Raw genomic sequence first — 22023 nt, 5'->3', positions numbered from 1 at the left:
CCCACCAATGCCCACCATCACCACCAAAGACGGCGTCGACATTTTCTACAAGGACTGGGGCCCGGGCCAGCCGATCGTGTTCAGCCACGGCTGGCCACTATCGGCCGACGACTGGGACGCGCAGATGATGTTCTTCGTCACCCACGGCTACCGCGTCATCGCTCATGACCGCCGCGGCCACGGCCGCTCGTCGCAGGTCGCCGACGGTCACGACATGGATCATTATGCCGACGATCTCGCGGCGGTGACCGCGCATCTCGATCTCAAGAACGCCATCCATGTCGGCCATTCCACCGGCGGCGGCGAGGTCGTGCATTACATCGCGCGCCACGGCGAGAGCCGGGTCGCGAAGGCCGCGATCCTCTCCGCGGTGCCGCCGCTGATGGTGAAGACCGAGGCCAATCCCGGCGGTCTGCCCAGGGACGTGTTCGACGGCTTTCAGACAGCACTCGCCGCCGGCCGCTCGGCCTTCTACCGCGATATCGCCGCCGGTCCCTTTTATGGCTACAACCGTCCCGGCGCAAAACCGTCGGAAGCGGTGATCCAGAACTGGTGGCGTCAGGGCATGATGGGCGGCGCGAAGGCGCATTACGACGGCATCGTCGCGTTCTCGCAGACCGATTTCACCGAGGACCTGAAGAAGATCAACGTGCCGGTGCTGGTGATGCATGGCGACGACGACCAGATCGTGCCCTATGCCGACTCCGCGCCGCTGTCGGCCAAGCTGCTCAAGAACGGCACGCTGAAGACCTACAAGGGTTTTCCGCACGGCATGCCGACCACGCACGCCGAAACCATCAACGCGGACCTGCTGGCGTTCTTCAAGGGCTGAGGGACGTGCTCACGCCAGGATCGCCCTGATCAAATCGAAGGTCCGCTTCACAAAAGCCTCCGGCTTGTCGCGCGTGCCTTCGCTGAGCCAGCTCTCGCCGCCGACGCGCATCGCGCCGGTGGCGATCATGGCGACGAGCCGGGCCTTCAGCCGGTCCGACTTGCGGCCGGAGCGTTGCGCAAGCCCGTCCGCCAGCGCGCGCTCGAGCTTTTCGTATTTGAGCTGGTCGCGGGCCTGAAGCGCGGGATTGTCGCGCTTGAGCCGTGACATCGCTGCCGCCTCAGCCGGATCGATCCGCTTGACCGCCGCAGCGATGGCGTTCTCCGCCGCCGTCAGCATGGATTCGTCCGCGGGCCGTGCGAGGATTTCGGCGACCAGCGCGGCCGCCGCATCCTCCTGCCAGGCGGCGACAACGTCCTCTTTGGACGCGAAATAATGAAAGAAGCTCCGGCGCGACATATCGGCCGCTTCAGCGATGTCGTCGATGGTCGTGGCCTCGAAGCCGCGCTCCAGGAACAGCGCCATCGCCGCGCGCTTCAGCCGTTCGCGGGTTTCCTGCTGCTTGCGCTGGCGCAGGCCGGGGCTGACAGGGGATTTTGCCCCTGCTGGCAATGGCTTGGCGCCTTTCCTCGGCGAATTCCGAGCGGATTGCGAAGCCTTCAAATTATTTCACCTCTTGCAAACTTGCACTCAGTGCACATTTAGACCCGTCGCGAGCCTCCTTCCAGCCCTGAACGGAGATATGGCATGACCGACTGGAGCACGGCAGACATCCCCTCTCTCAGCGGCAAGACTGCCGTCGTCACCGGGGCCACCGGCGGCCTCGGCTATGAGACGGCGCTGGCGCTGGCGGGTGCCGGAGCCATCGTCATACTCACCGGGCGCAACGACGCAAAGGGGCTGCGGGCGATCGAGCGCATCTGCGCGCAGTTTCCCAACGCTCTGATCGCCTATGAGCATCTCGACCTCGCCAGCCTGTCGTCGGTCGCCGATTTCGCCAGGCGTTTTGCCGCCAGCAACGACCAGCTCGACCTCCTCGTCAACAATGCCGGCGTGATGGCGTTGCCGAAGCGGCAGCAGACCGAGGATGGTTTCGAGCAGCAGTTCGGCACCAATTATCTCGGCCATTACGCCCTGACGGCGCGCCTGTTGCAACAGCTTCGCCGCGCGAAGGCCGCGCGCGTTGTTAATCTCTCCAGCCTCGCGCATCGCTCCGGCGCGATCAATTTCGACGATCTGCAGAGCACGCGGTCCTATCGACCCTGGCGCGCTTACTGCCAGTCCAAGCTCGCGATGCTGATGTTCTCGCTCGAATTGCAGCGGCGCAGCGATTCGGCCGGCTGGGGCTTGAGGAGCATCGCCGCGCATCCCGGCTACGCGCGCACAGATCTCATTCCGAACGGGCCGGGCACCAGCACCTTGCAGTGGCGAGTGGGCCGGTTGCTTCAGCCTCTCATCAGCCAATCCGCGGCTGAAGGCGCGCTGCCGACGCTGTTCGCTGCGACCTCGGCGGGCGCCGAGCCCGGCAGCTATTACGGCCCGAACGGGTTCTACGAATTGAAGGGGGCACCGGCGCCGGCGCGGATCATGCCGCAGGCGAAGGATTTCGCGTCGGCTGCCATGTTGTGGGATGTCTCGGCGACGCTGACCGGTGTATCCTTCGACGAGATCGCGGCCGCCGCATGAGCCGCGACTCTGGTGGGGACGTCCCGATGCGTGTCATCATTTTCGGCGCGACCGGCATGGTCGGGCAGGGTGTGTTGCGTGAGTGCCTGGTCGATGCCGGCGTTGAGCGCGTCCTCGTGGTCGGGCGCAGTTCGACCGGCGTGCGCAATGCCAAGCTCACCGAGATCACCCACGACGATTTCACCGACTATTCGGCGATCGAGACGCAGCTCACCGGCTTCGATGCCTGCTTCTTCTGCCTCGGCGTTTCCTCGATCGGCATGAGCGAAGAGCGCTACCGCCATCTCACCTACGACATCACGCTCGCGGCGGCGACGACGCTGGCGCGGCTCAATCCGCAGATGACCTTCACCTATGTCACCGGCGCCGGCACCGATTCCACCGAGCAGGGCTCGCGGATGTGGGCGCGCGTCAAGGGCAAGACCGAGAACGATCTGCTCAAGCTGCCGTTCAGGGCGGCCTATATGTTCCGGCCCGGCGCGATCCAGCCTCTGCACGGGATCCGCTCGAAGACGGCCTGGGTGCAGGCGGTCTACGACGTGACCTGGCCGCTATGGTCGGTGCTGCGCCGGATCTCGCCCCGGCTCGTCACCTCGACCGAGCAGATCGGCCGCGCCATGATCCATGTCGCCCGGGTCGGCTATCCCAAGCAGGTGCTGGAAATGGAGGATATCAATAGCCTCTAGTCGGCGCGGCCGCTAGTTTGCGCGGAAATTTCGGCAGCCCTGCGCGTTGAGCCGTATCAGCCCTCGAGGAGAAGTGTCGGTGATGTCTCCCCCGCTCAAACTGATCGCGCTCGATGCCGACGATCTCGCCGTGATCTCGACCCATGTGCAGGATGCCCGGGTGCAGCCTTCCGACATCATCTGGCGGCAGGGCGAGAAGCGCCTGGTGGTCGGCATGAGCCGGCTGGACTGGGAGCAGACGCTGGTGGGCGAGACCGAGCCACGCCGGCTGATCTCAGCGCTCCGCTTCGACCGCGTGCTCGCCTGCAAGTCGCGCAACATCGATCTCGCGACACTTGAGGCGGTCCTGGACCTCGTCGGCATCGAGTTTCATCCCCGGGACGGCCGCGACGAGGAGCCTAGCGGCAGCGCGCTCTTGCTGTTTGCCCAGGGTGGCGCCATCCGCCTCGACGTCGAATGCCTGGAATGCGAGCTGACGGATCTGGGGACGGACGAATTGGGAACGGGTCTGGGGATCGAGGGAGAGGGGTGAGGTTGCCTGTATACCAGCCGAACCGGCCGGCCCAGGCCATCGCAGGAACGGTAGCTTCCAAGCATTGGCCTCCAAGGGTTGACTGCCAAGGGTCGACTGCAAGGGTTGACGCAGCTTCCCCGCCGCGCCATTGAGCAGGGGGCCGGTGAGCCAGACTGCGCCCTCCAAACAAGCAGAAGCCAAGCCAAAAATGCCCGTTCGCCTCGACCGCAGCAGCGCCGATTTTGACCAGCGATTCGCGGCCTTCCTCGCCGCCAAGCGCGAGATCTCGGCCGATGTCGAGGCGGCCGCACGCGCCATCGTTGACGACGTGGCGAAACGCGGCGATGCGGCTCTGCTGGAGGCCACGGCAAAGTTCGACAGGCTGACGCTGGATGCATCCGGCCTGCGCGTCTCAGCCGCCGAGATCGAAGCCGCGACAAAGGCGTGCGACGCCGCGACGCTGGATGCGCTGAAGCTCGCGCGCGACCGCATCGAGACTTACCATCGCCGTCAATTGCCGAAGGACGAGCGCTTCACCGACCCGCTCGGGGTCGAGCTCGGCTGGCGCTACACCGCAATCGAATCCGCCGGCCTCTACGTGCCCGGCGGCACCGCGGCCTATCCGTCCTCGGTGCTGATGAACGCGGTGCCGGCCAAGGTCGCGGGCGTGTCGCGCCTGGTGATGGTGGTGCCTTCGCCTGACGGCAAGCTCAATCCGCTGGTGCTCGCGGCCGCCTCGCTCGGCGGCGTCTCCGAGATCTACCGCGTCGGCGGCGCGCAGGCCGTGGCCGCGCTCGCGCACGGCACCGCGACGATCGCGCCGGTCGCAAAGATCGTCGGCCCCGGCAATGCCTATGTCGCTGCGGCGAAACGGCTGGTGTTCGGCAAGGTCGGCATCGACATGATCGCGGGCCCCTCCGAGGTGCTGGTGATCGCCGACGACACCGGCAATGCCGACTGGATCGCCGCAGATCTGTTGGCGCAGGCCGAGCACGATGCCAGCGCGCAATCGATTCTGATCACTGACTCAGCGCGCCTCGCCGCCGATGTCGAAAACGCGGTCGAAGCGCAGCTGAAGACGCTGCCGCGCGCGGTGATTGCCGGCAAATCCTGGGCCGATTTCGGTGCCATCATCATGGTGAAGACCCTCGCCGACGCCATTCCGCTCGCGGACGCGATCGCGGCCGAGCATCTCGAGATCATGACTGATGATCCCGACGCGCTCGCCGCAAAGATACGCAACGCCGGCGCTGTCTTCCTCGGCGCGCATACGCCGGAGGCGATCGGCGATTATGTCGGCGGCTCCAACCACGTGCTGCCGACGGCGCGCTCGGCGCGGTTTTCCTCGGGGCTCGGGGTCGCCGATTTCATGAAGCGTACCTCGATCCTGAAATGCGGCCCGGACCAGCTGCGCGCGCTGGGCCCGGCTGCGATGACGCTCGGACAAGCGGAGGGGCTGGATGCTCATTCGCGCTCGATTGGATTGCGCCTCAATCTGTCATGACAAAGCCGCCCGAACAGGACGACTCGACCAATCGCATCGTCGCGGTCACCCTCGACGAGGACTCGATCGGCCGTTCCGGGCCCGACATCGAGCACGAGCGCGCGATCGCGATCTACGACCTGATCGAGCAGAACCTGTTCGCGCCCGATGGTGCGGACGGCAAGGGGCCGTTCACGCTGCATATCGGCATCACCGGCAGCCGGCTGATGTTCGACATCCGCCGCGAGGACGGCACGCCCGTGGTCGCGCATCTGCTGTCGCTGACGCCGTTCCGGCGGATCGTGAAGGACTATTTCATGATCTGCGACAGCTACTATCAGGCGATCCGCACCGCGACCCCGGACAAGATCGAGGCCATCGACATGGGCCGCCGCGGCATCCATGACGAGGGATCGCGTACGCTGCAGGAGCGGCTCAAGGGCAAGGTGCGGGTCGATTTCGAGACCTCGCGCCGCCTGTTCACGCTCATCACTGTTCTTCACTGGAAGGGCTAGGGCATGGCCCGGAAAAGTGTGCAGCGGTTTTCCGACGAGGCCATGCCCTCTATCAAAAGGGCCTAACCGCGATGGCGGGTCCGCCACGCGCACGCGATCCACAATCAGTGCTGTTCGCCTGCGCGATGAACAGCGTGCGCTCGCCGATGGCCGCGAGCCTGCTGCAGCACATGTTTCCGCAAGGCCTCTACGTGAAATCGGCCGGTGCCCGAAAGGGTGAGCTCGATCCGTTCGCCATCGCCGTGATGGCCGAGCTCGGCCAGGACATCTCCACCCACAAGCCGCAGACCTTTGAGGAGCTGGAGGACTGGGAGGGGCTGAATTTCGACCTCATCGTCACGCTCTCGCCGGAGGCGCACCACAAGGCGCTGGAGCTGACCCGCACGCTCGCGGCCGACGTCGAATACTGGCCGACGCAGGACCCCACCATCATCGAGGGCAGCCGTGACCAGAAGCTCGCCGCCTACCGCGAAGTCTGCGACCAGCTCCTGATGCGGATCCGCCGGCGTTTCGCCAAGGTCGGCGCCGCGAGCGGGTAGCATTGGGTTGGCGTAACACCCGCGTCACAGACTGAGGGCACACGCATGTTGGACGCCCCGAATCGCCAAAGTCGGGGTTCCCGGGTTGTGAAATCAGCCCCCTTCCGATAGGTTCCGCGCGCAATTCACCCCCTGCCTCGTCTCCCAAAAATCACCTGATGCTCGGCCGCCCCAAATTCGTTCTTGCCTCCGGTTCGCCGCGGCGCCTGTCGCTGCTCAACCAGGCCGGCATCGACCCGGACGCGCTCCGGCCGGCCGACGTCGACGAGACGCCGAGGCGGGGCGAGCTGCCGCGCGCCTGCGCCAATCGCCTCGCGAGGGCCAAGGCCGATGCGGCGCTCAAATCGGTGCAGCTCGACGACGAGCTCCGCGGCGCCTTCATCTTGTCCGCCGATACGGTCGTGGCGGTCGGCCGCCGCATCCTGCCCAAGGCCAATCTCGTCGACGAGGCCGCGCAGTGCCTGCGGCTGCTGTCGGGCCGCAACCACCGCGTCTACACCGCGATCTGCCTGGTGACGCCGCGCGAGGCTTTTCGCCAGCGCCTCGTCGAGACCCGCGTCCGCTTCAAGCGCCTGTCGGAAGACGACATCCAGGCCTATATCGGCTCCGGCGAATGGCGCGGCAAAGCCGGCGGCTACGCGGTGCAGGGCATCGCCGGCTCGTTCGTGGTAAAGATGGTCGGGTCCTACAGCAACGTCGTCGGCCTGCCGCTCTACGAGACCACCACGCTGCTCGGCGGTGAAGGCTTTCCGATCCGCTTCGGCTGGCTCAACGCGACCGCGGTCTGAGCTCGGCCCGACAAAAATCTCGAAAACAACCCCATGCACCGTAGAATCGGCCGGCGGGGGTCCGGCGCGCCCGTCGCAGGAACCCGTTTGCCGGGGGGCTCTTGAACCCTCTCACCTCGTGTAGACTGCCGCCATCATGGACGACCACGTCAAAAAGCCCGCCGGACCCCTCAAAACCTGCCCGATCTGCGGCAAGCCGCAGGCGCGGGCTGCCCGTCCGTTCTGCTCCTCGCGCTGCCGCGACGTCGACCTGAACCGCTGGCTGAAGGGCTCTTATGTCATCCCCGGTCGCGACGACGAGGTGGATGACATCGAATAATAAAGTAATATCAGTGGCTTAATCTGGTGCCCGCCGCTCCGCGTGCCGGCTGCGGCAAGCCCGCCCCACCTTGTGCACAGCCGGGCCGCGCCTCGCGAAGCCGAAGACGAAGCGTGGGTAGACAGGCCGCCGCGAGCCCACTATAAACCGCCCGCTCGATGGGCCTTGACCTTCTCTTTGGGTCCTTCCCTCAGCATGCCCAGGTAGCTCAGTTGGTAGAGCATGCGACTGAAAATCGCAGTGTCGGTGGTTCGATTCCGCCCCTGGGCACCATTTTCCCTAGATAAAGCAGGGTCTTAAGCCCAAGTGTCCTGGCGCTAAGCTGCCCCCTTTCGATGGGGGACGCGCCGGGGACGCAATTGCGGCGGGCGCCCCTCAATTCCGATAGTCGTCGGCTCGCTCTAGGATTTTTCTACAAGGTGGCACCCACACTAACCGTGGCGGCTGTTTCACCTTCTTTTCCCAAACGATCCAAGCATAGCCTGTCGCCGTGGACGCCTTTCGGTCAAGCCTGCCCTTCACCATCGGCACACGCTCGGTGAACTGGGCAAACTTGGTCGGTGGCGTCTGCTCGAAAATCTCGCGGTAGCGCCCGACGCTCTCGATAAAGACCGTTCGCGCCAATATAGCGACACCGTGCCTGGCCCCGATCAGCGCACGCTTAATGAAATCTTCTGCCAGCCTAAACGGAGGATTGGTGATGATCCAATCGACCGAACCTGCCTCCAATGGGGTGGTCAGAAAATCAGCGACAGATCCATAGCCATACGGATGAACGTCTGACGCCTTCACCCTCCCAAAGAACTCCTTGAGCGGTTTGGCCATATGGCCAGCCCCGCACGCCGGCTCAAGGCAACTCAGCTTGCGAAATGGGCCTGCGTCGGCAATCACATGCTGGAGGAGGGCTCTCGTGGCCCAGGGGGGCGTTGGGAAATTATCGAGACTGTCTGCTGCCTCGACCCGCTGAGCCATCACAGCATGCGACGTGTTTTGCATTTCGCCCCTCAGATCCGCTCTAGCAGCTCGTGGAGCTTCTGGCGGAAGTAAGCATTTGCCGTCTCGACCAGATCGTACACGGCGAAGCCGAAGTGATCGTTAAGTTCAGATCCGATCAACGAGTACGGCCTCGGCAACGAACGAAGACCATAATAGAAGATAACACGGGCTTCGGCCTTCACGGGGTTCACCTTGAAGGTTTCCCCATAGCTTTTGAGGAGCATCTGGGTGACGTTCAGGTCTCGGCGGATTGACCGAATCTTGCCAGCGTCGAACGCGCCGTTTCCCCGCTTAATCTCGTAGGCGCGAAGGGTCTTGTCCGCGTCGTCGAATGCGATCATATCGATCTGCAATGTGCGGACAGCCTCGCCGTAGGGAAGCGTTGTGGACGAGTACGCTTCGTCAGTCTGCTGCCCAACAATTTGGTCCGCAGCACGGGAGACTTTAAAAGCATCCTCCCTCCAAACTCGATGTCGGTTGCTCTCACGAAGACTTTCCCTGATAGCAACTTCAAGGATCGCGCCATGGCGCTTGTAGGCTGAGCTGATGATGCTGGTTTGTCGGGAGAATTTTTCGCCCGAGATTGGGTCAACCAAGAAACGCTGCGATGCCAGCCTGGAAATCGTTAGATCTACTACCGGCGTGACTCTGTCGAGGTAAGTCATAATTGGGAATGCCGCCTGCTAGAAATGAGGCAACACTACAACGCAGAAGTGCTTTCGTGCTCGCTTTCCTAAGAAATGGTTAATCTTAGGTGCTAGATCGAGTTCGCCGGCTGCCGACAATCCGCAAAAGGTGACTTGCAATTATCAACATCTCTGCGGCCTCTCTCGGATCCGACAGATCAACATTTCTGTGACTTCTCGGATTTTTAAAGACGCTGACGGCGCCCGCCATGAATTGCTGCATGCCTTGTCGCTCGCCGGCCGGATCGCTCGATAGCATCAGAGGACCGCTTTCAGCATTGAACGCCTTGGCCACCATGGGCATGCCATGGGCCTCTGCTGGCAAGCCTGCGGCCTCCCGTATTTCTGTCTCGACTAGCTTAAACGCCTCGAATACCGCGGCGTCGTAGCGGCCGATCTTGAATATCTCCGCTGATGCCTCTCGCACGTCTGGATGCAATAGAAAATCGGGAAGAAGTCGCTCGATTTGAAGTCTCTCAAGATCGACCTCCGGCTCAAACTCGATCCCCGTCCTGCTAAGGACGTACCATGCACCGGCTGATTGACTGAGATCCGGCACTGCAAGAAGCATTTGCTGTGCCCACATCATGCCTTCCGAGATGCGTTGCATCAGCCAAGGCGGAGAGCCTTGGTTAGCAAACCAGTGGTTGATGTCGGTCTGAAAGTTGTGCGGTGAAAATCGACCGCCTTGCACCTGCATATGGAGCACAATGGCAATGCCAACCCGCTCAGGCGAGGCCCGGTTCAGTTGCTCAATCGACTTGAACGAATGATTGAAAAGCTTTGGCACTGTAACTCCACCCGCTTCGGCTTAGTTCAGCCCTAGATCTAGATCCCAGTCCACTATCAACGGACCATCTCGCTTGGCGCCGAACAGATCCCACACCTCGCGTTCGATCACGTCATGCGTCGCGGGGAAGTTCGCCCGTGATGTCAGCGAATAGGGTCCGATTACGGCCGAATCCCAAGGAATGCTCACCCAAGTGTCAAAATGACCATTGCTGTGGGCTATCGCGGGATTCCCAGCCTTCTCAAATTTGCCTTGGACCATGAACTCGACATCGGGTCGTCCTAACCAGCGGCGTAACCATTCAACCAGAAGAAAGCTCTGAGCTATTATGGCGGAGTACCATGATGGATGAAACTTATTATCCGACCGAACAAGCAACACGTTGAGCAGGCCATCCGCTCGAAGAGAAACCTTGGACAGGTTCGAGGAGTAGCTGAAGGGGTATTCAACGGATCGGTATCCGCGCTTCCACTCAGAGGTCCAACCCGGAAGCTCAACGAGACTCCTGATATTCGGCTTAGCAATTCTAATCGGCTTCCGGTGAAAACGATCCGGTAAGTTATCGATAGCCATATCTTCTGAGCTGACGAGCGAGAGCTGAAACAGTAACCCGTTTGATGAATCTATCGGCTGATTAGTGTCCGGCTGAACCAGTTTCCCAGCACGCCAATGCCGTGCTGCATCATCAGCAGCCTTAAACTGCTCTTCGGAGATCCGCGCCACCCGTTCGAGCCTAGTTCGGCGCTCGTAGAAGATTGACTGGATATCCCGCATCGCAAGCGGCTCTGAATTGCTACCCCGCCGAACATAAGCATTTGATGGACGCCCGAAGCCATGAGGCGCTGACGGCGAAGACCCAACCCGCAAGACTATGACACCACCTCCGTCCGCGACCTCAATGCCGCGCGCCTCGAGCATAGGAATAGGCGGATCAATCACGCTCCGCAACGATTGGACCAGCCGATCCGCGCAGTCATGGACAGACGGTATAATGGGCTCGAAGATCGAGTTAGCGCGCTTCGGGCTATCGTCCGTTTCTTCGATGCCGACAATGATAACGCCACCGTAGGCGTTAGCGAACGCAACAAGCTCTTTAGCTATATCGTCGCGGGCAACACTGCCAATTGCGCTCTGGTCGCGCATCCAGCGGTCGGGGCGGCCGTCATTCGTAGCCAGCGCTCTCTTCAATTCGAAGCGCGGCCCTTCCTCCGCCTGGGAAGCTATTAGCGAGTGGATGTGGGCAACTGTGATCGATTCAATCGGCAATTCGAATATCTCAGAAGTCATGTTGTCCTCCCTAATCAGCCGGGCGCTTATCGAGAATGTTTTTCCACGTTTGACTAGCAGTGTGCACTAAGTAAAGGTCCGCCATGTGCTTTGCGGTACGCAAATTAACAAGCGGGGTATCGCTTGGATCACCCAGCGTTTTGAGTGATTGAAATACCTTCTCGCGGTGTTGCCACTCTGGCATGAACGGAGCGAAGCAGCGATGGAGACAAGCTTCAAATTCGTCTGAACGCCCGCTCCACCCGCCGTAGTGACGCAATGCTCCGGCCAGGCTCCTCACAAATTCATGCCGAGCCAAATCATCGAAGCGGTAAAACGTGTCCGACTTTGCAATCATTGCGAGGCCGTTAAAGTACGGCGCAAAAATGGGCTCAGCTTCGGCTTCCGGCAGCGGCGCATACGCCATCATGCAACGCAGAGCGTTATCGATATGCGCATCCGTGAGTGCTACAGCTCGACCGTCATCCCAGAAGGTCTCTGACGTAACGAGATCCATGGGTCGGTTGTGCTCAAGGTCGCGAACCTCTTTGAACATCTTTTGCTGGAAGCCCGGCCGTTGGAACCAGAAATAGCCGAGACTTCCGATGCTGATGCACGCTATAGCCAACTTGCTTAGGCTGATGAGCCTGCCAGCTAGATCCTGAAGAGGTCGATTGTCGCTCAAAGATACCTGAAGGGTGAGCGTGTCCTTCTTTCCGGTCCAGAGAAACTGGACCGGCTCTATATGATCGTTCCATCTCGCCAAAATTTTTGGCCTGAGCGAATGCGATGGTGTGTAAACCGGCGCGTTCGCCCTCCATTTCGGTTTGGCCGCTTCGGAAGCCACGGCGGGCCTCGCGAGCTCCGCTTTCAGAAACTCTTCGGCTTCTGCGTCAAGTCGCGCCATCTCGGTTCTAGCCCAGGCGGCCCAATCTCTTGGTTTAGCTCCCAAAGCCTCAAATTGCCGAAGGAAGCTCGGACTAAGTAGAGTGCGCGACCGGTCCTGGTCGGCCACGGTGTCCAGAAACCACGTCGTGAGTTCGTCTACCTCTAGCGCGGTCTCTTTCGACTGCAATTCATGTTCTAGGCGGGACTGGGCAAGCACGAGAACCTGATCAGCGTCGTCCTGCAGAACTTTTTGATGGGGCGGCGGATCTGCCAGATCCGCGTTCGTATCGACGTACAGCGAGTCCAGCCGCATTCTATGGGCGCGTTCGGCAAATTGCCGAGCCTGTTCAAAGTCTGCCGGATCAAGCCTTGTTAGTGGAGACCAAACCGCCCATTGCAACTTTCGGCGGTGACTATCAAACCACCGATCGAACCAATCACCATCAGAAAGCGCATTTGGGACGGATTTGGCCGCCACCATGCTTGCTTTCCCGACCTCCTCCAGAGCAAGCAAGCCAAGGTGATAGACAATATGGGGCCATCTCTGCGTTTCGTTCAGGCGATGAGCGGCTTCGATCATCCCATTCGCTTGATCCAAGCAAAGCCGCCAAATGTGCGAAGTCGGATCGCTCATGCCCCTCGTCCAAAGTGTGGTTGATGCTCTTCTTGAACTCAACCTATGATTCGGACGATTGTAAACTGCCGCATCGCGAAACCGATCTATCGGAGAACCCAGATGACGAAGGATATATCTTACTGTGTCGCGGCTCCTGGCGATGAAGCTGGTATTCTCAAAGTTTTCGCTGAGGTCGCCCCAGAGGTCCCTACAGCCGTTCGATCGGGGACAAAGGAATTGATTGATCGTTTGGTCGCAACGAATCAGTCGTGGATTGCGACCGATGCGGCCGGCACAATCATTGGATATGCGTTAGCTGAAGGCGACGATAAGGCTATCTGGCTGGTTTACCTTGGAGTTTCTGCGGCTGCACGAAATCAGCGTGTTTCCTCTTCGCTCATAGCGAGGTTGAAGGAAACTGGCAGGCCGATCGACACCGACGTCCGTTCGAACAACACCAGCTCGATGGTTGAGCGCTTTGAACACTTCGGGTTCGTCAAAACCCACGTAAACAATGACCGCACAAAACTTCGCTGGGAAAGGCCGACGGGCCCGCCAGCGTGAACCGGCGGGCGTTTTGGGGTCAGTTGGTCAACGCTTCGCGGAGCGCAGCTGCACAGTTAGCGACGAGGCGCTGAAACGCCCACTCGTCGATATCCAAATAGAGCGTACCGCGCTCCTGCGGCTTGCCCGCTAACGTTAGCAGCTCTGTGGCCTCGGCCGCGCTTGTAGGTTTGTATTCGGTCAGCGCTCGTTCGGCGAATGTCCAACGATCCATAGCGCGCAGATGCTCTCGTTCGGCGGCGCGTAGCTCTTTCCGGACCGCATGGCGGGCGGCTCTAGATTGCCGGTTCCATTCCGCAAGCTGCTCGGGCGTGCCCTCTTTCTTGACGTGCTCGCGATCCCGGAAGAACCATTCCCCCGGCTCGATGTCGGACTTCACCCCATCAACGATGATGCTCAGAGGACGGGTTGGTCCGCCGTACACCTTCAGCTTCTTGGCCCGTGCAAGGCCGCCGTCCGCATCGCGGCATTTTTCCTCGGTCTCGCTCAACACGGTACAGGCGTTCTCGGCTGCCGTCTTGGTGACAGTAAGGTTGTCTATCAGGTCGGCGAGGGTGGGGCTGTCCGTATTTCGCAACTCTTCACCGGGAGGAATGTCAATTGGGCGCCCAGAGTGATTGCCCGCCAAAGCCGGTGCGGCTGCGATGGCAGCGGTTGATACGAGTATATTCATGAGTGACCTCCTGCTGATCCGCGCCCCTGTCGAAGGAATCGTTGTGCCCCGGGATGGTTCTCCATCCACAGGGCTGCGCTGACATGCATTGGGCGGGCTGGTCGGAATCAGAGAATGCGAGGAAAATTTATCGGCGCCGGGGGCGCTGATGCTTGGAGTTGTCTGCGCTTTGTTTACCGCGTTGCTCATGTCGTTTCTCGGATTGGGGGTTGATGGTTGGCTGAACACCGCCCGTGCTCAGCAGGTGGCGGGCAGACAAGCCTACGATTGCTTCACCTCCTTCCGGGCTCGCCAGTTGAACAGTTGGGGCCAGAGTGGATCGAAGTGGTCACATAGGTTCTGGAAGGCAGCCTGCGCGGCGCTTTCGATCAGCTCGATATGCAGGCGCGGCCAAACAGCGGTCGCCTGAACCTGCGACGTCCAATGGCTCGATGAGAAGCTCTTGCGGACGGCTTCAATGGTTTCGTGAAAGAAGCCGTCACACTGACCGATGGTGCCGAACCGGAGGGCGAGCACGCCAATCACGCGCTGCTGCTCGGGTGACAGTCGGTCCCACGCCTCGCCGGCGTCGAAACTGGCCAGTTCATGAAAGGTTGGTAGGCGATCAGAGAGCGGAATGTCTGCGTTGGTGACGGCCCCGAACGTCGCCCGCCGCACGACGATAATGGTACGCGCATTCCAGATAGCGAGGCGCTTGCGGCCGGCCTTCTCCAATGAGACTTCGACCTTGCCGCGCGGTGTCGCAACGCCAGCGCTGATGCCGAGCACGGTTTCGTTGGAGCTGGTCACGTCACCCTTGAGAAGCAGGCGAGCGGGGACGCGAACGCGGGTGGTGCTGATGGTGGGGGAACCGACGGCGATCGGATCGATCTCGATCGGCGCGCCGCTGGACTTTTTCGCATAGTCCAGAGCCTCGGCCGCCCGATCCCGGCTGGCCTTAAGCGCGGCTACACGCTCTTTGAGCGTCGGATCGGTACCATCGATGCTATGCTACCGGCCTCGATCGCCGCGTAGAGGCGTCCCAGTCGCTCCTCGGCCTCGGACGCCCGGCGGGCAAGATCGACGATCTGGCGGTCGGCGGAGGCCTGCCGCTCATCTCGCCGAGCCTTCAGGGCGAGCAGGATCGAGGTCACCCGGTCGGGCTGCAACAATTGATCGGTCAGCGCCTCAACGACCAACTTCTCGATGACCGGCCGCAGGATCTTTCGGTTGGCGCAGCTCGCCCCATTGCCCTCCTTGTGGAGCCCCTGTTTGGTGGCCTGGATGCACTTGTAATAGGCGTAGATTTTTCCGGTCCTGGACGTGCTCGTTGCGGTCGTCAAGGCGCAGCATACCTCGCAGTCACAGCGTACCAGCCCGCCCAGCAAGGAGGGCGCCGAGGTCAGACGCGGCCCTTTGGCCCGTGGTTGGCGCGCAACCAGAAGGGCTTGGACTTCATCGAACAAGGCACGATCGATGATCGCCGGAATGTCGTACTCGACGATTTCGGAGGCGCGGCGCCTACCACGCGTAACGCACCGTGCCGTTGCCGGCATAGGTCTGCGAGTTGCTGGCGAACTCGCCATCGAATCTGGCGCCGAATGACCAGTTGCTGGCCAGCCGCAACTCGGCGCCGAGCGACAGCAGCGCAGCATTCGGTGCGGGCGGCGCGCCGTTGATGGTGAAGCTCGCGCCTGGCAGCGTCTGGAAGATGGCGCCCAGCGCCGGATTGTCGGAATGGTCATGCGCCCAGGCGGCGCGGGTGCGCAGCGCGAGTGCGTTACCGCGATCGAGCGCGATGGTCTTGTCGAACCAGGCGCCGAGTTCGGTGCGCGTGGCGGTGGTCGCGCGCGCGTCATAGGTTAGCGCGAAGGTGTTCGAGCCCGAGGCCGCGCTCTCGCTGTAGGACGGCGTGCGGAAATTCTGCACCTGCAAGGCCGCGTATGGCGTGACGCCGAGCCAAGGCGTCGCGATGCGATAACCGGCCTCGATCCGGCCGCCGAGGCTCTGTGCGTTGAAGTTCGCCGTCAGCCTGTCGACGCCGGCAACGGTGACGGTGCGCTCGGTGCTGGTGCCGTGCCACGCATAGGACAGAGCGGCGGAGACATAGGCGGCGCCGAACGAATGCGAGCCATAGGCGCCGAGCTGGAACACGTCACTGCGGCCGCCGCCGAGATTTTGTGCCAGCGCCCAGCTGGTGGCGCCGCCGCCGAGCGCGAAGCCGACCAGTGCATCGACGTTCACGCGATAGTCGGCGCCGGCGGCGAAGCCGCCACTGCGAGCCGAGGTGTCGCTGGTGCCGATTGCGCTGTCACCGCCGGTGCGGTTGCTGCCGCCATAGGACTGACCCCACAGATTCCAGCGCCGGTCGAACGTATCGGGTCGGGCGTCCCGCGGCGTCACCGCGGCATAGGCGGCGGCAATTTCCGGCGACAGCGGCTGCTCGCCGGCACCGAAGCTGCGCGCAAAGCCGAGCGTGCCGGGATTGCTGTTCGGCGCGCCGCCGAACGGATTGAGCACCAGCGACAGGAACGAGCCCATCATCTGCATGCCGCTGGTCGTGGCGCCGGTGGGGGCCTGACCCGACAGTTGGTGGAGCGCGTTGCCGAGTTGCGCGCCGCTCATGTTGAGCAGTGCATCGAAGCTGGCCGGCGGCGTCGCGCCACCCTCGATCGCCTTGTTAATGCCGCCCGCGACACCCGCCGGGTTGCCGATCGTGCCGGGCGGCAGCACGAGCGTGCCGGCATCGACCGACAGGAACACATTGCTCAGGTCATAGGTCAGGCGCGGATTGCGCGCGCCGGGCGTCACGTTGCCGGTGAGGCCGGCGAATTGCGTGCCGCCGAAGCTGCCCGCATTGAGGATGGTGTAGGTCTGGGCGCGGAAGCTGCCGGGCAGCGCACTCACCTGCACGGTGGCGCCGGTGAGCGTCGCAATGCCGATGACGTTGGTGCGGTCGGCGGTGCCGTTCGGCGAGATTTCGACCCGGTAGAAGCTGCCGGCGTTGAAGGTGAGGTTGCCGTTGACAGTGAGCGTGCCGATCGAGTTGCCTGGCGCGAGCGCGCCGCCGCTCAGGATCGTGGTGTTGCCGACAATGCCGGTGCCGCCGAGCGTGCCGCCATTGTTCACCGTCACGCCGCTCGACGACAGGATCGAGCCGTTCACCGCCAGCGTGCCGCCGTTCACCGTTGTGCCGCCGGTATAGGTGTTGGCGTCCGAGAGCGTCAGCGTGCCGGTGCCGGTCTTGGTGAGCGAGCCGCCGGTGCCGCCGCCAACGCCGCCGTCTTCGATGCTGCCGCTGACATTGGTCGCGAGGTTGTTGGCGCCGACCGTCAGCTCATTGGCGCCGAGATAGTAATTGCCGGCGCCGGCGATCGAGCCGGCCGTGATTTTGTTGTCGCTGGCGGGTCCGGTCGAGAGTGAGAAATCGACCACGCCACCGCTGTTGTTGGTGATGGCCGCGCTGCCGGCCGTGCTGTTGTTGTAGAAATACGTGGCGCCATTGTTGGTGATGGTGGCGCTACCGGCCGTGCTGGTGCTGTAGAAAGTCACGTTGCCGTTGTTGGTGATGCCGGCGCTGCCGGCACTGCTGGCGTTGAGGAAATACAGAAAGCCGCTGCTGTTGTTGGTGATGGTTGCGCTGGCGGCCGTGCTGGTGTCGTTGAAATTCAGCGTGCCGCCGTTGTTGGTGATGGTGGCGCTGCCAGCCGTGCTGCTGCCGTAGAAAGCCAGAAAGCCGCCGCCGTTGTTGGTGATGGCGGCGCTGCCGGCCGTGCTGGTGTCGTTGAAATACGTGTTGTGGTTGTTGGTGATGGTGGCGTTGCCGGCCGTGCTGGTGTCGTTCAAAGTCAGGGAGTTGTTGTTGGTGATAGCAGCGCTGCCGGCGGTGCTGGCGTCGTTGAAATTCAGGGCAGCGTTGTTGGTGATGGTGGCGCTGCCGGCCGTGCTGCCGCCGTAGAAAGTCAGCGTGCCGCCGTTGTTGGTGATGGTGGCGTTGCCGGCCGTGCTGCTATCAAAAAATTGCAGAAAATTATTGTTGGTGATGGTGGCGCTGCCGGCCGTGCTGGTGTCGCGGAAATTCAGGGCGTTGTTGTTCGTGACATTGGCGCTGGCGGCCGTGCTGCCGTTGAGGAATTCGAGCGTGCCAGTAGCATTGTTGGTGATGGTGGCGCTGCCGGCCGTGCTGGTGTCGCGGAAATTCAGGGCGTTGTTGTTCGTGACATTGGCGCTGGCGGCCGTGCTGCCGTTGAGGAATTCGAGCGTGCCAGTAGCATTGTTGGTGATGGTGGCGCTGCCGGCCGTGCTGGTGTCGTTGAAAGTCACCGAGGCGTTGTTGCTGTTGGTGACGGTGGCGCTGCCGGCCGTGCTGGCGTTGTGGAAAATCAGGTTGGTGCCGAGGCCATTGTTGGTGATGGCGGCGCTGCCGGCCGTGCTGGTGTCCAGGAAATGCGCGACGAAGTTGTTGGCGATCGTGGCGCTGCCGGCTGTGCTGGCGCCGTAGAAATACAGCAGGTGGTTGTTGGTGATGGTCGCACTGCCGGCCGTGCTGGCGGCCTGGAAATACAGACCGGAGCCTGAATTGTTGGTAATGGTGGCGCTGCCGGCCGTACTGGTGTCGCGAAAATACAGGACGCCGCCGCTGTTGCTGGTGATGGCGGCGCTGCCGGCACTGGTGTTGTTGCGGAAATTCGTGGCTCCGCTGTTCGTGATGCTGGTGATGCCGCTGGTGTCGGCGTTGACCACATCGAATGCGCCGGAGCCGCCAACGGCGACGGTCCCCAGAATGAAACCGGCGCTGCCGAGCGTGCCGAGTTGCAACGTGCCGCCGTTGATCGTGGTGCCGCCGGTATAGTAGCTCGAGCCTGAGAGCGTCAGCGTGCCGGTGCCGGTCTTGATGAGCGAGGCGCCGGTGCCGCCGACGGTGCCACCATCGAAGACGCCGCTGACATTGGTCGAGAGATTGTTGGCGCCGACCGTCAGCTCATTGGCGCCGAGATAGTAATTGCCGGCGCCGGCGATCGAGCCGGCCGTGATCTTGCCGTCGCCGGCGGCTCCTGATGTAGCCGAGAAATCGACAATGCCGCCGGCGTTGTTGGTGATGGCGGCGCTGCCGGCCGTGCTGGTGTAGTTGAAATACGTGCTGTAGTTGTTGGTGATGGTGGCGTTGCCGGCCGTGCTGGTGTCGTTGAAATTCAGGGAGCCGCCGCTGTTGGTGGTGATAGCAGCGCTGCCGGCGGTGCTGGCGTTGCTGAAAGTCAGCGTGCCGCTGTTGCTGGTGATGGCGGCGTTGCCGGCCGTGCTGGTGTCGTTGAAAGTCAAGGAGCTGTTGTTGGTGATGGCGGCGCTGCCGGCCGTGCTAGCGTTGTTGAAATTCAGTGTGTCGTTGTTGGTGATGGTGGCGCTGCCGGCCGTGCTGTTGTCGCGGAAATAGGCGTTGCCGCCGGTGTTGTTGGTGATCGAGGCGTTGCCGGCCGTGCTGGTCGCGTAGAAAGCCAGCGTGCCGCCGGCATTGTTGGTGATGGCGGCGCTGCCGGCTGAGCTGGCGTCGCCGAAAGAGGTGGCGCCGCTGTTGTTGTTGGTGATGGTCGCGCTGCCGGCCGTGCTGGCATCGTAGAAACTCAGCGTGCCGCCGCTGTTGTTGGTGACGTTGGCGGTGCCGGCGGTGCTGGTGTTGTAGAAGGTCAGGGCGCCGCTGTTGGCGATGCTGGCGTTGCCGGCCGTGCTGGTGTGTTTGAAATTCACAATGTTGTTGTTGGTAATGGTGGCGCCGCCGGCCGTGCTGGTGTTGTTGAAGGTCAGGGCGCCGCTGTTGGTGGTGGCGATGCTGGCGCTGCCGGCGCTGCTGGAGTTGAGGAAATCAATTTCGCCGCCGCTGGTGATGGTGGCACTGCCGCCGTTGACGACAATGCCGGCGCCAAGGAACGTCAGAAAAAAGTTGTCCGTGAAGCTATAAGTCGACGCGCCCACGTTGAAGGTCCAGCCGCCGACACTGGTGTCGTTCGAAAACGACAGGTTGGTGGTGTTCGAGGCGCCGAAGAACGCGGTGCCGCCTGGCATCGTGCCGGGGTCCCAGTTGGTGCCGGTGTTGAAGTCGCCCGAGCCGGGGCTGGCGAGCCAGGTGGCGTCCTGGGCCGCCGCCGGCGAGCCCACGGCGACCAGCGCCGTCGAGGCCAGCAGCACGGTACGCAGCCGCTTGCGGCCGATACGCCACAGCGCGACAGAATTGCAACGCGATTCCAACTTCTTCCCCACTGGCATAGGTTCGCGCGCCTGTCCGGCGGCGCAGCCTCTTTCGGCCCAGTTCCTCACTTCGACCCGATCTTTTGGTCATGTCATGGCGCACGCAGCAAGTCCTGACAACGCGCCGAGACATTCTGAAATTTTTCTGATATTTGACCGCACCGGTACATTCAGCACATCCTTTTGTGCGATCCGGGGCCAGTTGCCGGTGGGAGAGAGTGGTGCTGCGGTTTTCTGGCTTCGAGCTCGATCAGGAACGCGCCGAGCTGCGCCGGCCGGATGGCGAGACGATCAAGCTCCGGCCCAAGACGCTGGAATGCTGCGCCTGTTCGCCGCCAACACCGGCCGGGTGCTCAGCAAGCAGGACTTGATGGAAACGGTCTGGCCGAACGTTCATGTCGGCGAAGACAGCCTGTTCCAGTGCATCCGGGAAATCCGGGCCGGGCTCGGCGACAACAAGCGCCAGATTGTCCGGGTTATTTCCGGCCGCGGCTATCTGTTCGACGCGGAGGGGACGGACACCGCCGCTGTGGACCTGCCTGAACAAGCCGCGACGAGCCAGTCCGCCCGCGTCGCGCCCGACGCTGAGGCGCCGGTCGAAACAAGCAGCATCGCCGCCACGCGCCGGTTTGCGTTCCGCCTGCGAAGCCGCTTTTGCGCTCGCTGGCGCTGCCGGGCTCGCTGTCCTCGGAATCGCGATTGCCGCCGCGGCATTGCGCCCCGGCCTCATCCCGGCGCGGGGGCCCGCGACCATCGCCGTGATGCCGGTGACGACAGCCAGCGGCGACCCGCTCGCCACTCAAATGGCCGCGGATGTCAGCGATCGTCTCGGTGATGGCTTGGCAAAGATCGAGAATATCCGCCTGCTGGTTTCGGACGCGGCCAAGGCGCCGGCCGATTTCGTGGTGCACGGCGAACTGCAAAAAGGCGAGCAGGCGTGGACCATACGCGCGCGCATGACGGAGACGCGGACACGCGAGGTCAAGTGGACCGCATCATACTCGGTCAGCCTGACCGACAATCCGGACCTGCAACTGCAGCAATCGCGCCTCGCCGCGGGCGTGGGCCACGCTTTGGCGCTGCGCATCAACGAGTTGCTGAATGCCAATACCCGATCGGCTGCGGCGACCGGCGGATCGTCGGCGGGGCGGAACAAGGTCGTGATCGAACAGGCGACCGCCTACATCAATCAGACCAGTCCGGAACGTTTTCGGGCGGCGCAGGCCATTCTGGAAGAGGCGCTCGCGGATGACGCGGACGATATCGACATTCAGGTCGCGCTGGCCGCGCATCTGATGCGCGGCATCCAGATGGTGTGGTTGAGCCCGGCCGAGCGTGACGCCGCCGAATCCAAAGCGGAGAAGGTCCTGCAGCAGGCCTTGCGCACAACGCCCAGTTATATTCCGGCACATGAGGCCTATTGTCGCCTCCTCAATGCGACCAATCAGTTCCGCGCCAGTCTGGTGGCTTGCGCCAGGGCTTTGAGTTTCGATCCGTGGAACGGGATCGCGCTGTACCATATCGGCCTTGCCCAGATTCAAAGCGGACGTTTCGAGGACGCACTGGCGACGTTCAAGCAGGCGGACCGCTTCGATACCCCACAGGTCTCGCGCTGGACCTGGATGATCGGTGCAGGCTGGGCCAATTTGATGCTGGGCCGCGCCGCAGACGCAGTACCCTGGCTGCTGAAGTCGATCGCGATCACCGCGGCCTCCGGGCGCACGCATATGCTGCTGGCGGCGGCCTATCAGCAACTGGGACGATTTGATGAAGCCAGAGCGGCGATGGACAAGGGGCGGGAATTGCGGCCCGGATCGACGTTGCTCAATGTGCCGCCGCCCACGAAGAATGCCAGCCCGATCTATCTCGAAGCCTCCCAACGGATTATGCAATCCATGGTGGCGGCCGGCCTGCCTCAAAGCTGACGCGCCGTCGCGTTTGGCTCGCGAAAACGGAGTTCGAG

At 62.5% G+C, this 22023-nt stretch carries 22 protein-coding genes and 1 tRNA gene; 13 read left to right on the top strand and 10 right to left on the bottom strand.

Annotated elements, in window-relative coordinates:
• The first annotated feature begins 7 nt into the window (after positions 1-7).
• On the top strand, positions 8-832 hold the full coding sequence (locus YUA_RS0108790) for an alpha/beta fold hydrolase (RefSeq protein ID WP_027530345.1): 825 nt from the start codon (positions 8-10) through the stop codon (positions 830-832).
• A 9-nt stretch (positions 833-841) separates the two neighbouring features.
• Here YUA_RS0108790 and YUA_RS0108785 read toward each other — a convergent pair whose 3' ends face one another.
• Positions 842-1444 (bottom strand): TetR/AcrR family transcriptional regulator, encoded by a 603-nt coding sequence (locus tag YUA_RS0108785; RefSeq protein WP_371259874.1) that lies wholly within the window; start codon positions 1442-1444, stop codon positions 842-844.
• Positions 1445-1579: 135 nt separating this feature from the next.
• Here YUA_RS0108785 and YUA_RS0108780 point away from each other — a divergent pair, with 135 nt between their 5' ends.
• The 9 genes from YUA_RS0108780 (at position 1580) to YUA_RS0108740 (ending at position 7635) form a co-directional block, all read left to right on the top strand.
• Positions 1580-2518: an SDR family oxidoreductase gene (locus YUA_RS0108780; protein ID WP_027530343.1), complete on the top strand. Its 939-nt coding sequence runs from the start codon at positions 1580-1582 to the stop codon at positions 2516-2518.
• A 26-nt stretch (positions 2519-2544) separates the two neighbouring features.
• On the top strand, positions 2545-3204 hold the full coding sequence (locus YUA_RS0108775; protein ID WP_027530342.1) for an NAD-dependent epimerase/dehydratase family protein: 660 nt from the start codon (positions 2545-2547) through the stop codon (positions 3202-3204).
• Between the two features lie 82 nt (positions 3205-3286).
• Positions 3287-3736, top strand: coding sequence for a DUF2948 family protein (locus YUA_RS0108770; protein WP_027530341.1), 450 nt, complete (start codon positions 3287-3289; stop codon positions 3734-3736).
• Positions 3737-3926: 190 nt separating this feature from the next.
• A complete protein-coding gene (gene hisD, locus YUA_RS0108765) occupies positions 3927-5222 on the top strand; it encodes a histidinol dehydrogenase (protein ID WP_027530340.1) in 1296 nt (431 codons plus the stop codon).
• The gene (locus YUA_RS0108760) at positions 5219-5716 is read left to right on the top strand and encodes a UPF0262 family protein (RefSeq protein WP_027530339.1); all 498 of its coding nucleotides are present in this window, start codon (positions 5219-5221) and stop codon (positions 5714-5716) included. The genes hisD and YUA_RS0108760 overlap by 4 nt, the downstream gene beginning before the upstream one ends.
• A gap of 71 nt (positions 5717-5787) precedes the next feature.
• Positions 5788-6255 (top strand): low molecular weight phosphatase family protein, encoded by a 468-nt coding sequence (locus tag YUA_RS0108755; RefSeq protein WP_027530338.1) that lies wholly within the window; start codon positions 5788-5790, stop codon positions 6253-6255.
• A gap of 158 nt (positions 6256-6413) precedes the next feature.
• Positions 6414-7043, top strand: a complete 630-nt coding sequence (locus YUA_RS0108750) for a Maf-like protein (RefSeq protein WP_027530337.1) — start codon at positions 6414-6416, stop codon at positions 7041-7043.
• A 136-nt stretch (positions 7044-7179) separates the two neighbouring features.
• Positions 7180-7362: a DNA gyrase inhibitor YacG gene (yacG, locus tag YUA_RS0108745; protein WP_027530336.1), complete on the top strand. Its 183-nt coding sequence runs from the start codon at positions 7180-7182 to the stop codon at positions 7360-7362.
• A 197-nt stretch (positions 7363-7559) separates the two neighbouring features.
• Positions 7560-7635: transfer RNA gene (locus tag YUA_RS0108740), tRNA-Phe, on the top strand.
• 102 nt (positions 7636-7737) lie between these two features.
• On the opposite strand, the gene YUA_RS0108735 is transcribed toward YUA_RS0108740, so the two are convergent.
• The 5 genes from YUA_RS0108735 to YUA_RS0108715 form a co-directional block, all read right to left on the bottom strand.
• On the bottom strand, positions 7738-8187 hold the full coding sequence (locus YUA_RS0108735) for a class I SAM-dependent methyltransferase (RefSeq protein WP_245285126.1): 450 nt from the start codon (positions 8185-8187) through the stop codon (positions 7738-7740).
• Positions 8188-8366: 179 nt separating this feature from the next.
• Positions 8367-9023, bottom strand: coding sequence for a hypothetical protein (locus YUA_RS0108730; RefSeq protein ID WP_027530334.1), 657 nt, complete (start codon positions 9021-9023; stop codon positions 8367-8369).
• 85 nt (positions 9024-9108) lie between these two features.
• Complete coding sequence (locus YUA_RS46830) at positions 9109-9834, bottom strand: TIGR02391 family protein (RefSeq protein WP_051383129.1); 726 nt, start codon at positions 9832-9834, stop codon at positions 9109-9111.
• Between the two features lie 21 nt (positions 9835-9855).
• Complete coding sequence (locus YUA_RS0108720; protein ID WP_027530333.1) at positions 9856-11121, bottom strand: helix-turn-helix domain-containing protein; 1266 nt, start codon at positions 11119-11121, stop codon at positions 9856-9858.
• Positions 11122-11131: 10 nt separating this feature from the next.
• The gene (locus YUA_RS0108715) at positions 11132-12622 is read right to left on the bottom strand and encodes an AbiV family abortive infection protein (protein WP_084292277.1); all 1491 of its coding nucleotides are present in this window, start codon (positions 12620-12622) and stop codon (positions 11132-11134) included.
• Between the two features lie 102 nt (positions 12623-12724).
• On the opposite strand from YUA_RS0108715, the gene YUA_RS0108710 reads away from it, so the two are divergent.
• Positions 12725-13168 (top strand): GNAT family N-acetyltransferase, encoded by a 444-nt coding sequence (locus tag YUA_RS0108710; protein ID WP_156947082.1) that lies wholly within the window; start codon positions 12725-12727, stop codon positions 13166-13168.
• Between the two features lie 19 nt (positions 13169-13187).
• Here the strand turns inward: YUA_RS0108710 and YUA_RS0108705 are convergent, their stop codons facing one another.
• From YUA_RS0108705 to YUA_RS46820, 4 genes are all read right to left on the bottom strand, one after another.
• Positions 13188-13841: a hypothetical protein gene (locus YUA_RS0108705; RefSeq protein WP_027530330.1), complete on the bottom strand. Its 654-nt coding sequence runs from the start codon at positions 13839-13841 to the stop codon at positions 13188-13190.
• 261 nt (positions 13842-14102) lie between these two features.
• Positions 14103-14630: a hypothetical protein gene (locus YUA_RS46825; protein WP_027530329.1), complete on the bottom strand. Its 528-nt coding sequence runs from the start codon at positions 14628-14630 to the stop codon at positions 14103-14105.
• A 158-nt stretch (positions 14631-14788) separates the two neighbouring features.
• Positions 14789-15286 carry a zinc ribbon domain-containing protein gene (locus YUA_RS0108695; protein WP_156947081.1) on the bottom strand — a complete coding sequence of 166 codons (498 nt, stop codon included), beginning with the start codon at positions 15284-15286 and terminating at the stop codon, positions 14789-14791.
• A gap of 55 nt (positions 15287-15341) precedes the next feature.
• Positions 15342-20060 (bottom strand): autotransporter domain-containing protein, encoded by a 4719-nt coding sequence (locus tag YUA_RS46820; protein WP_051383128.1) that lies wholly within the window; start codon positions 20058-20060, stop codon positions 15342-15344.
• A 316-nt stretch (positions 20061-20376) separates the two neighbouring features.
• Between YUA_RS46820 and YUA_RS51565 the strand changes: the two genes are divergently transcribed.
• Positions 20377-20895: a winged helix-turn-helix domain-containing protein gene (locus YUA_RS51565; protein WP_245285125.1), complete on the top strand. Its 519-nt coding sequence runs from the start codon at positions 20377-20379 to the stop codon at positions 20893-20895.
• Positions 20822-21985 carry a transcriptional regulator CadC gene (locus YUA_RS0108680; RefSeq protein WP_245285124.1) on the top strand — a complete coding sequence of 388 codons (1164 nt, stop codon included), beginning with the start codon at positions 20822-20824 and terminating at the stop codon, positions 21983-21985. The genes YUA_RS51565 and YUA_RS0108680 overlap by 74 nt, the downstream gene beginning before the upstream one ends.
• Positions 21986-22023: the final 38 nt, after the last annotated feature.

It is taken from the genome of Bradyrhizobium sp. WSM3983, from assembly GCF_000473045.1.
GTDB lineage: Bacteria > Pseudomonadota > Alphaproteobacteria > Rhizobiales > Xanthobacteraceae > Bradyrhizobium.
This window is presented reverse-complemented; position numbering and strand designations above follow the sequence as displayed.

Excerpts from the sequence above, each read along its gene's own strand:
- YUA_RS0108790 (WP_027530345.1), top strand. The coding sequence starts at position 8 with ATGCCCACCATCACCACCAAAGACGGCGTCGACATTTTCTACAAGGAC.
- YUA_RS0108780 (WP_027530343.1), top strand. The coding sequence starts at position 1,580 with ATGACCGACTGGAGCACGGCAGACATCCCCTCTCTCAGCGGCAAGACT.
- YUA_RS0108775 (WP_027530342.1), top strand. The coding sequence starts at position 2,545 with ATGCGTGTCATCATTTTCGGCGCGACCGGCATGGTCGGGCAGGGTGTG.
- YUA_RS0108770 (WP_027530341.1), top strand. The coding sequence starts at position 3,287 with ATGTCTCCCCCGCTCAAACTGATCGCGCTCGATGCCGACGATCTCGCC.
- hisD (WP_027530340.1), top strand. The coding sequence starts at position 3,927 with ATGCCCGTTCGCCTCGACCGCAGCAGCGCCGATTTTGACCAGCGATTC.
- YUA_RS0108760 (WP_027530339.1), top strand. The coding sequence starts at position 5,219 with ATGACAAAGCCGCCCGAACAGGACGACTCGACCAATCGCATCGTCGCG.
- YUA_RS0108755 (WP_027530338.1), top strand. The coding sequence starts at position 5,788 with ATGGCGGGTCCGCCACGCGCACGCGATCCACAATCAGTGCTGTTCGCC.
- YUA_RS0108750 (WP_027530337.1), top strand. The coding sequence starts at position 6,414 with ATGCTCGGCCGCCCCAAATTCGTTCTTGCCTCCGGTTCGCCGCGGCGC.
- yacG (WP_027530336.1), top strand. The coding sequence starts at position 7,180 with ATGGACGACCACGTCAAAAAGCCCGCCGGACCCCTCAAAACCTGCCCG.
- YUA_RS0108735 (WP_245285126.1), bottom strand. The coding sequence starts at position 8,187 with ATGGCCAAACCGCTCAAGGAGTTCTTTGGGAGGGTGAAGGCGTCAGAC.
- YUA_RS0108730 (WP_027530334.1), bottom strand. The coding sequence starts at position 9,023 with ATGACTTACCTCGACAGAGTCACGCCGGTAGTAGATCTAACGATTTCC.
- YUA_RS0108720 (WP_027530333.1), bottom strand. The coding sequence starts at position 11,121 with ATGACTTCTGAGATATTCGAATTGCCGATTGAATCGATCACAGTTGCC.
- YUA_RS0108715 (WP_084292277.1), bottom strand. The coding sequence starts at position 12,622 with ATGAGCGATCCGACTTCGCACATTTGGCGGCTTTGCTTGGATCAAGCG.
- YUA_RS0108710 (WP_156947082.1), top strand. The coding sequence starts at position 12,725 with ATGACGAAGGATATATCTTACTGTGTCGCGGCTCCTGGCGATGAAGCT.
- YUA_RS0108705 (WP_027530330.1), bottom strand. The coding sequence starts at position 13,841 with ATGAATATACTCGTATCAACCGCTGCCATCGCAGCCGCACCGGCTTTG.
- YUA_RS51565 (WP_245285125.1), top strand. The coding sequence starts at position 20,377 with ATGCTGCGCCTGTTCGCCGCCAACACCGGCCGGGTGCTCAGCAAGCAG.
- YUA_RS0108680 (WP_245285124.1), top strand. The coding sequence starts at position 20,822 with ATGCCGGTGACGACAGCCAGCGGCGACCCGCTCGCCACTCAAATGGCC.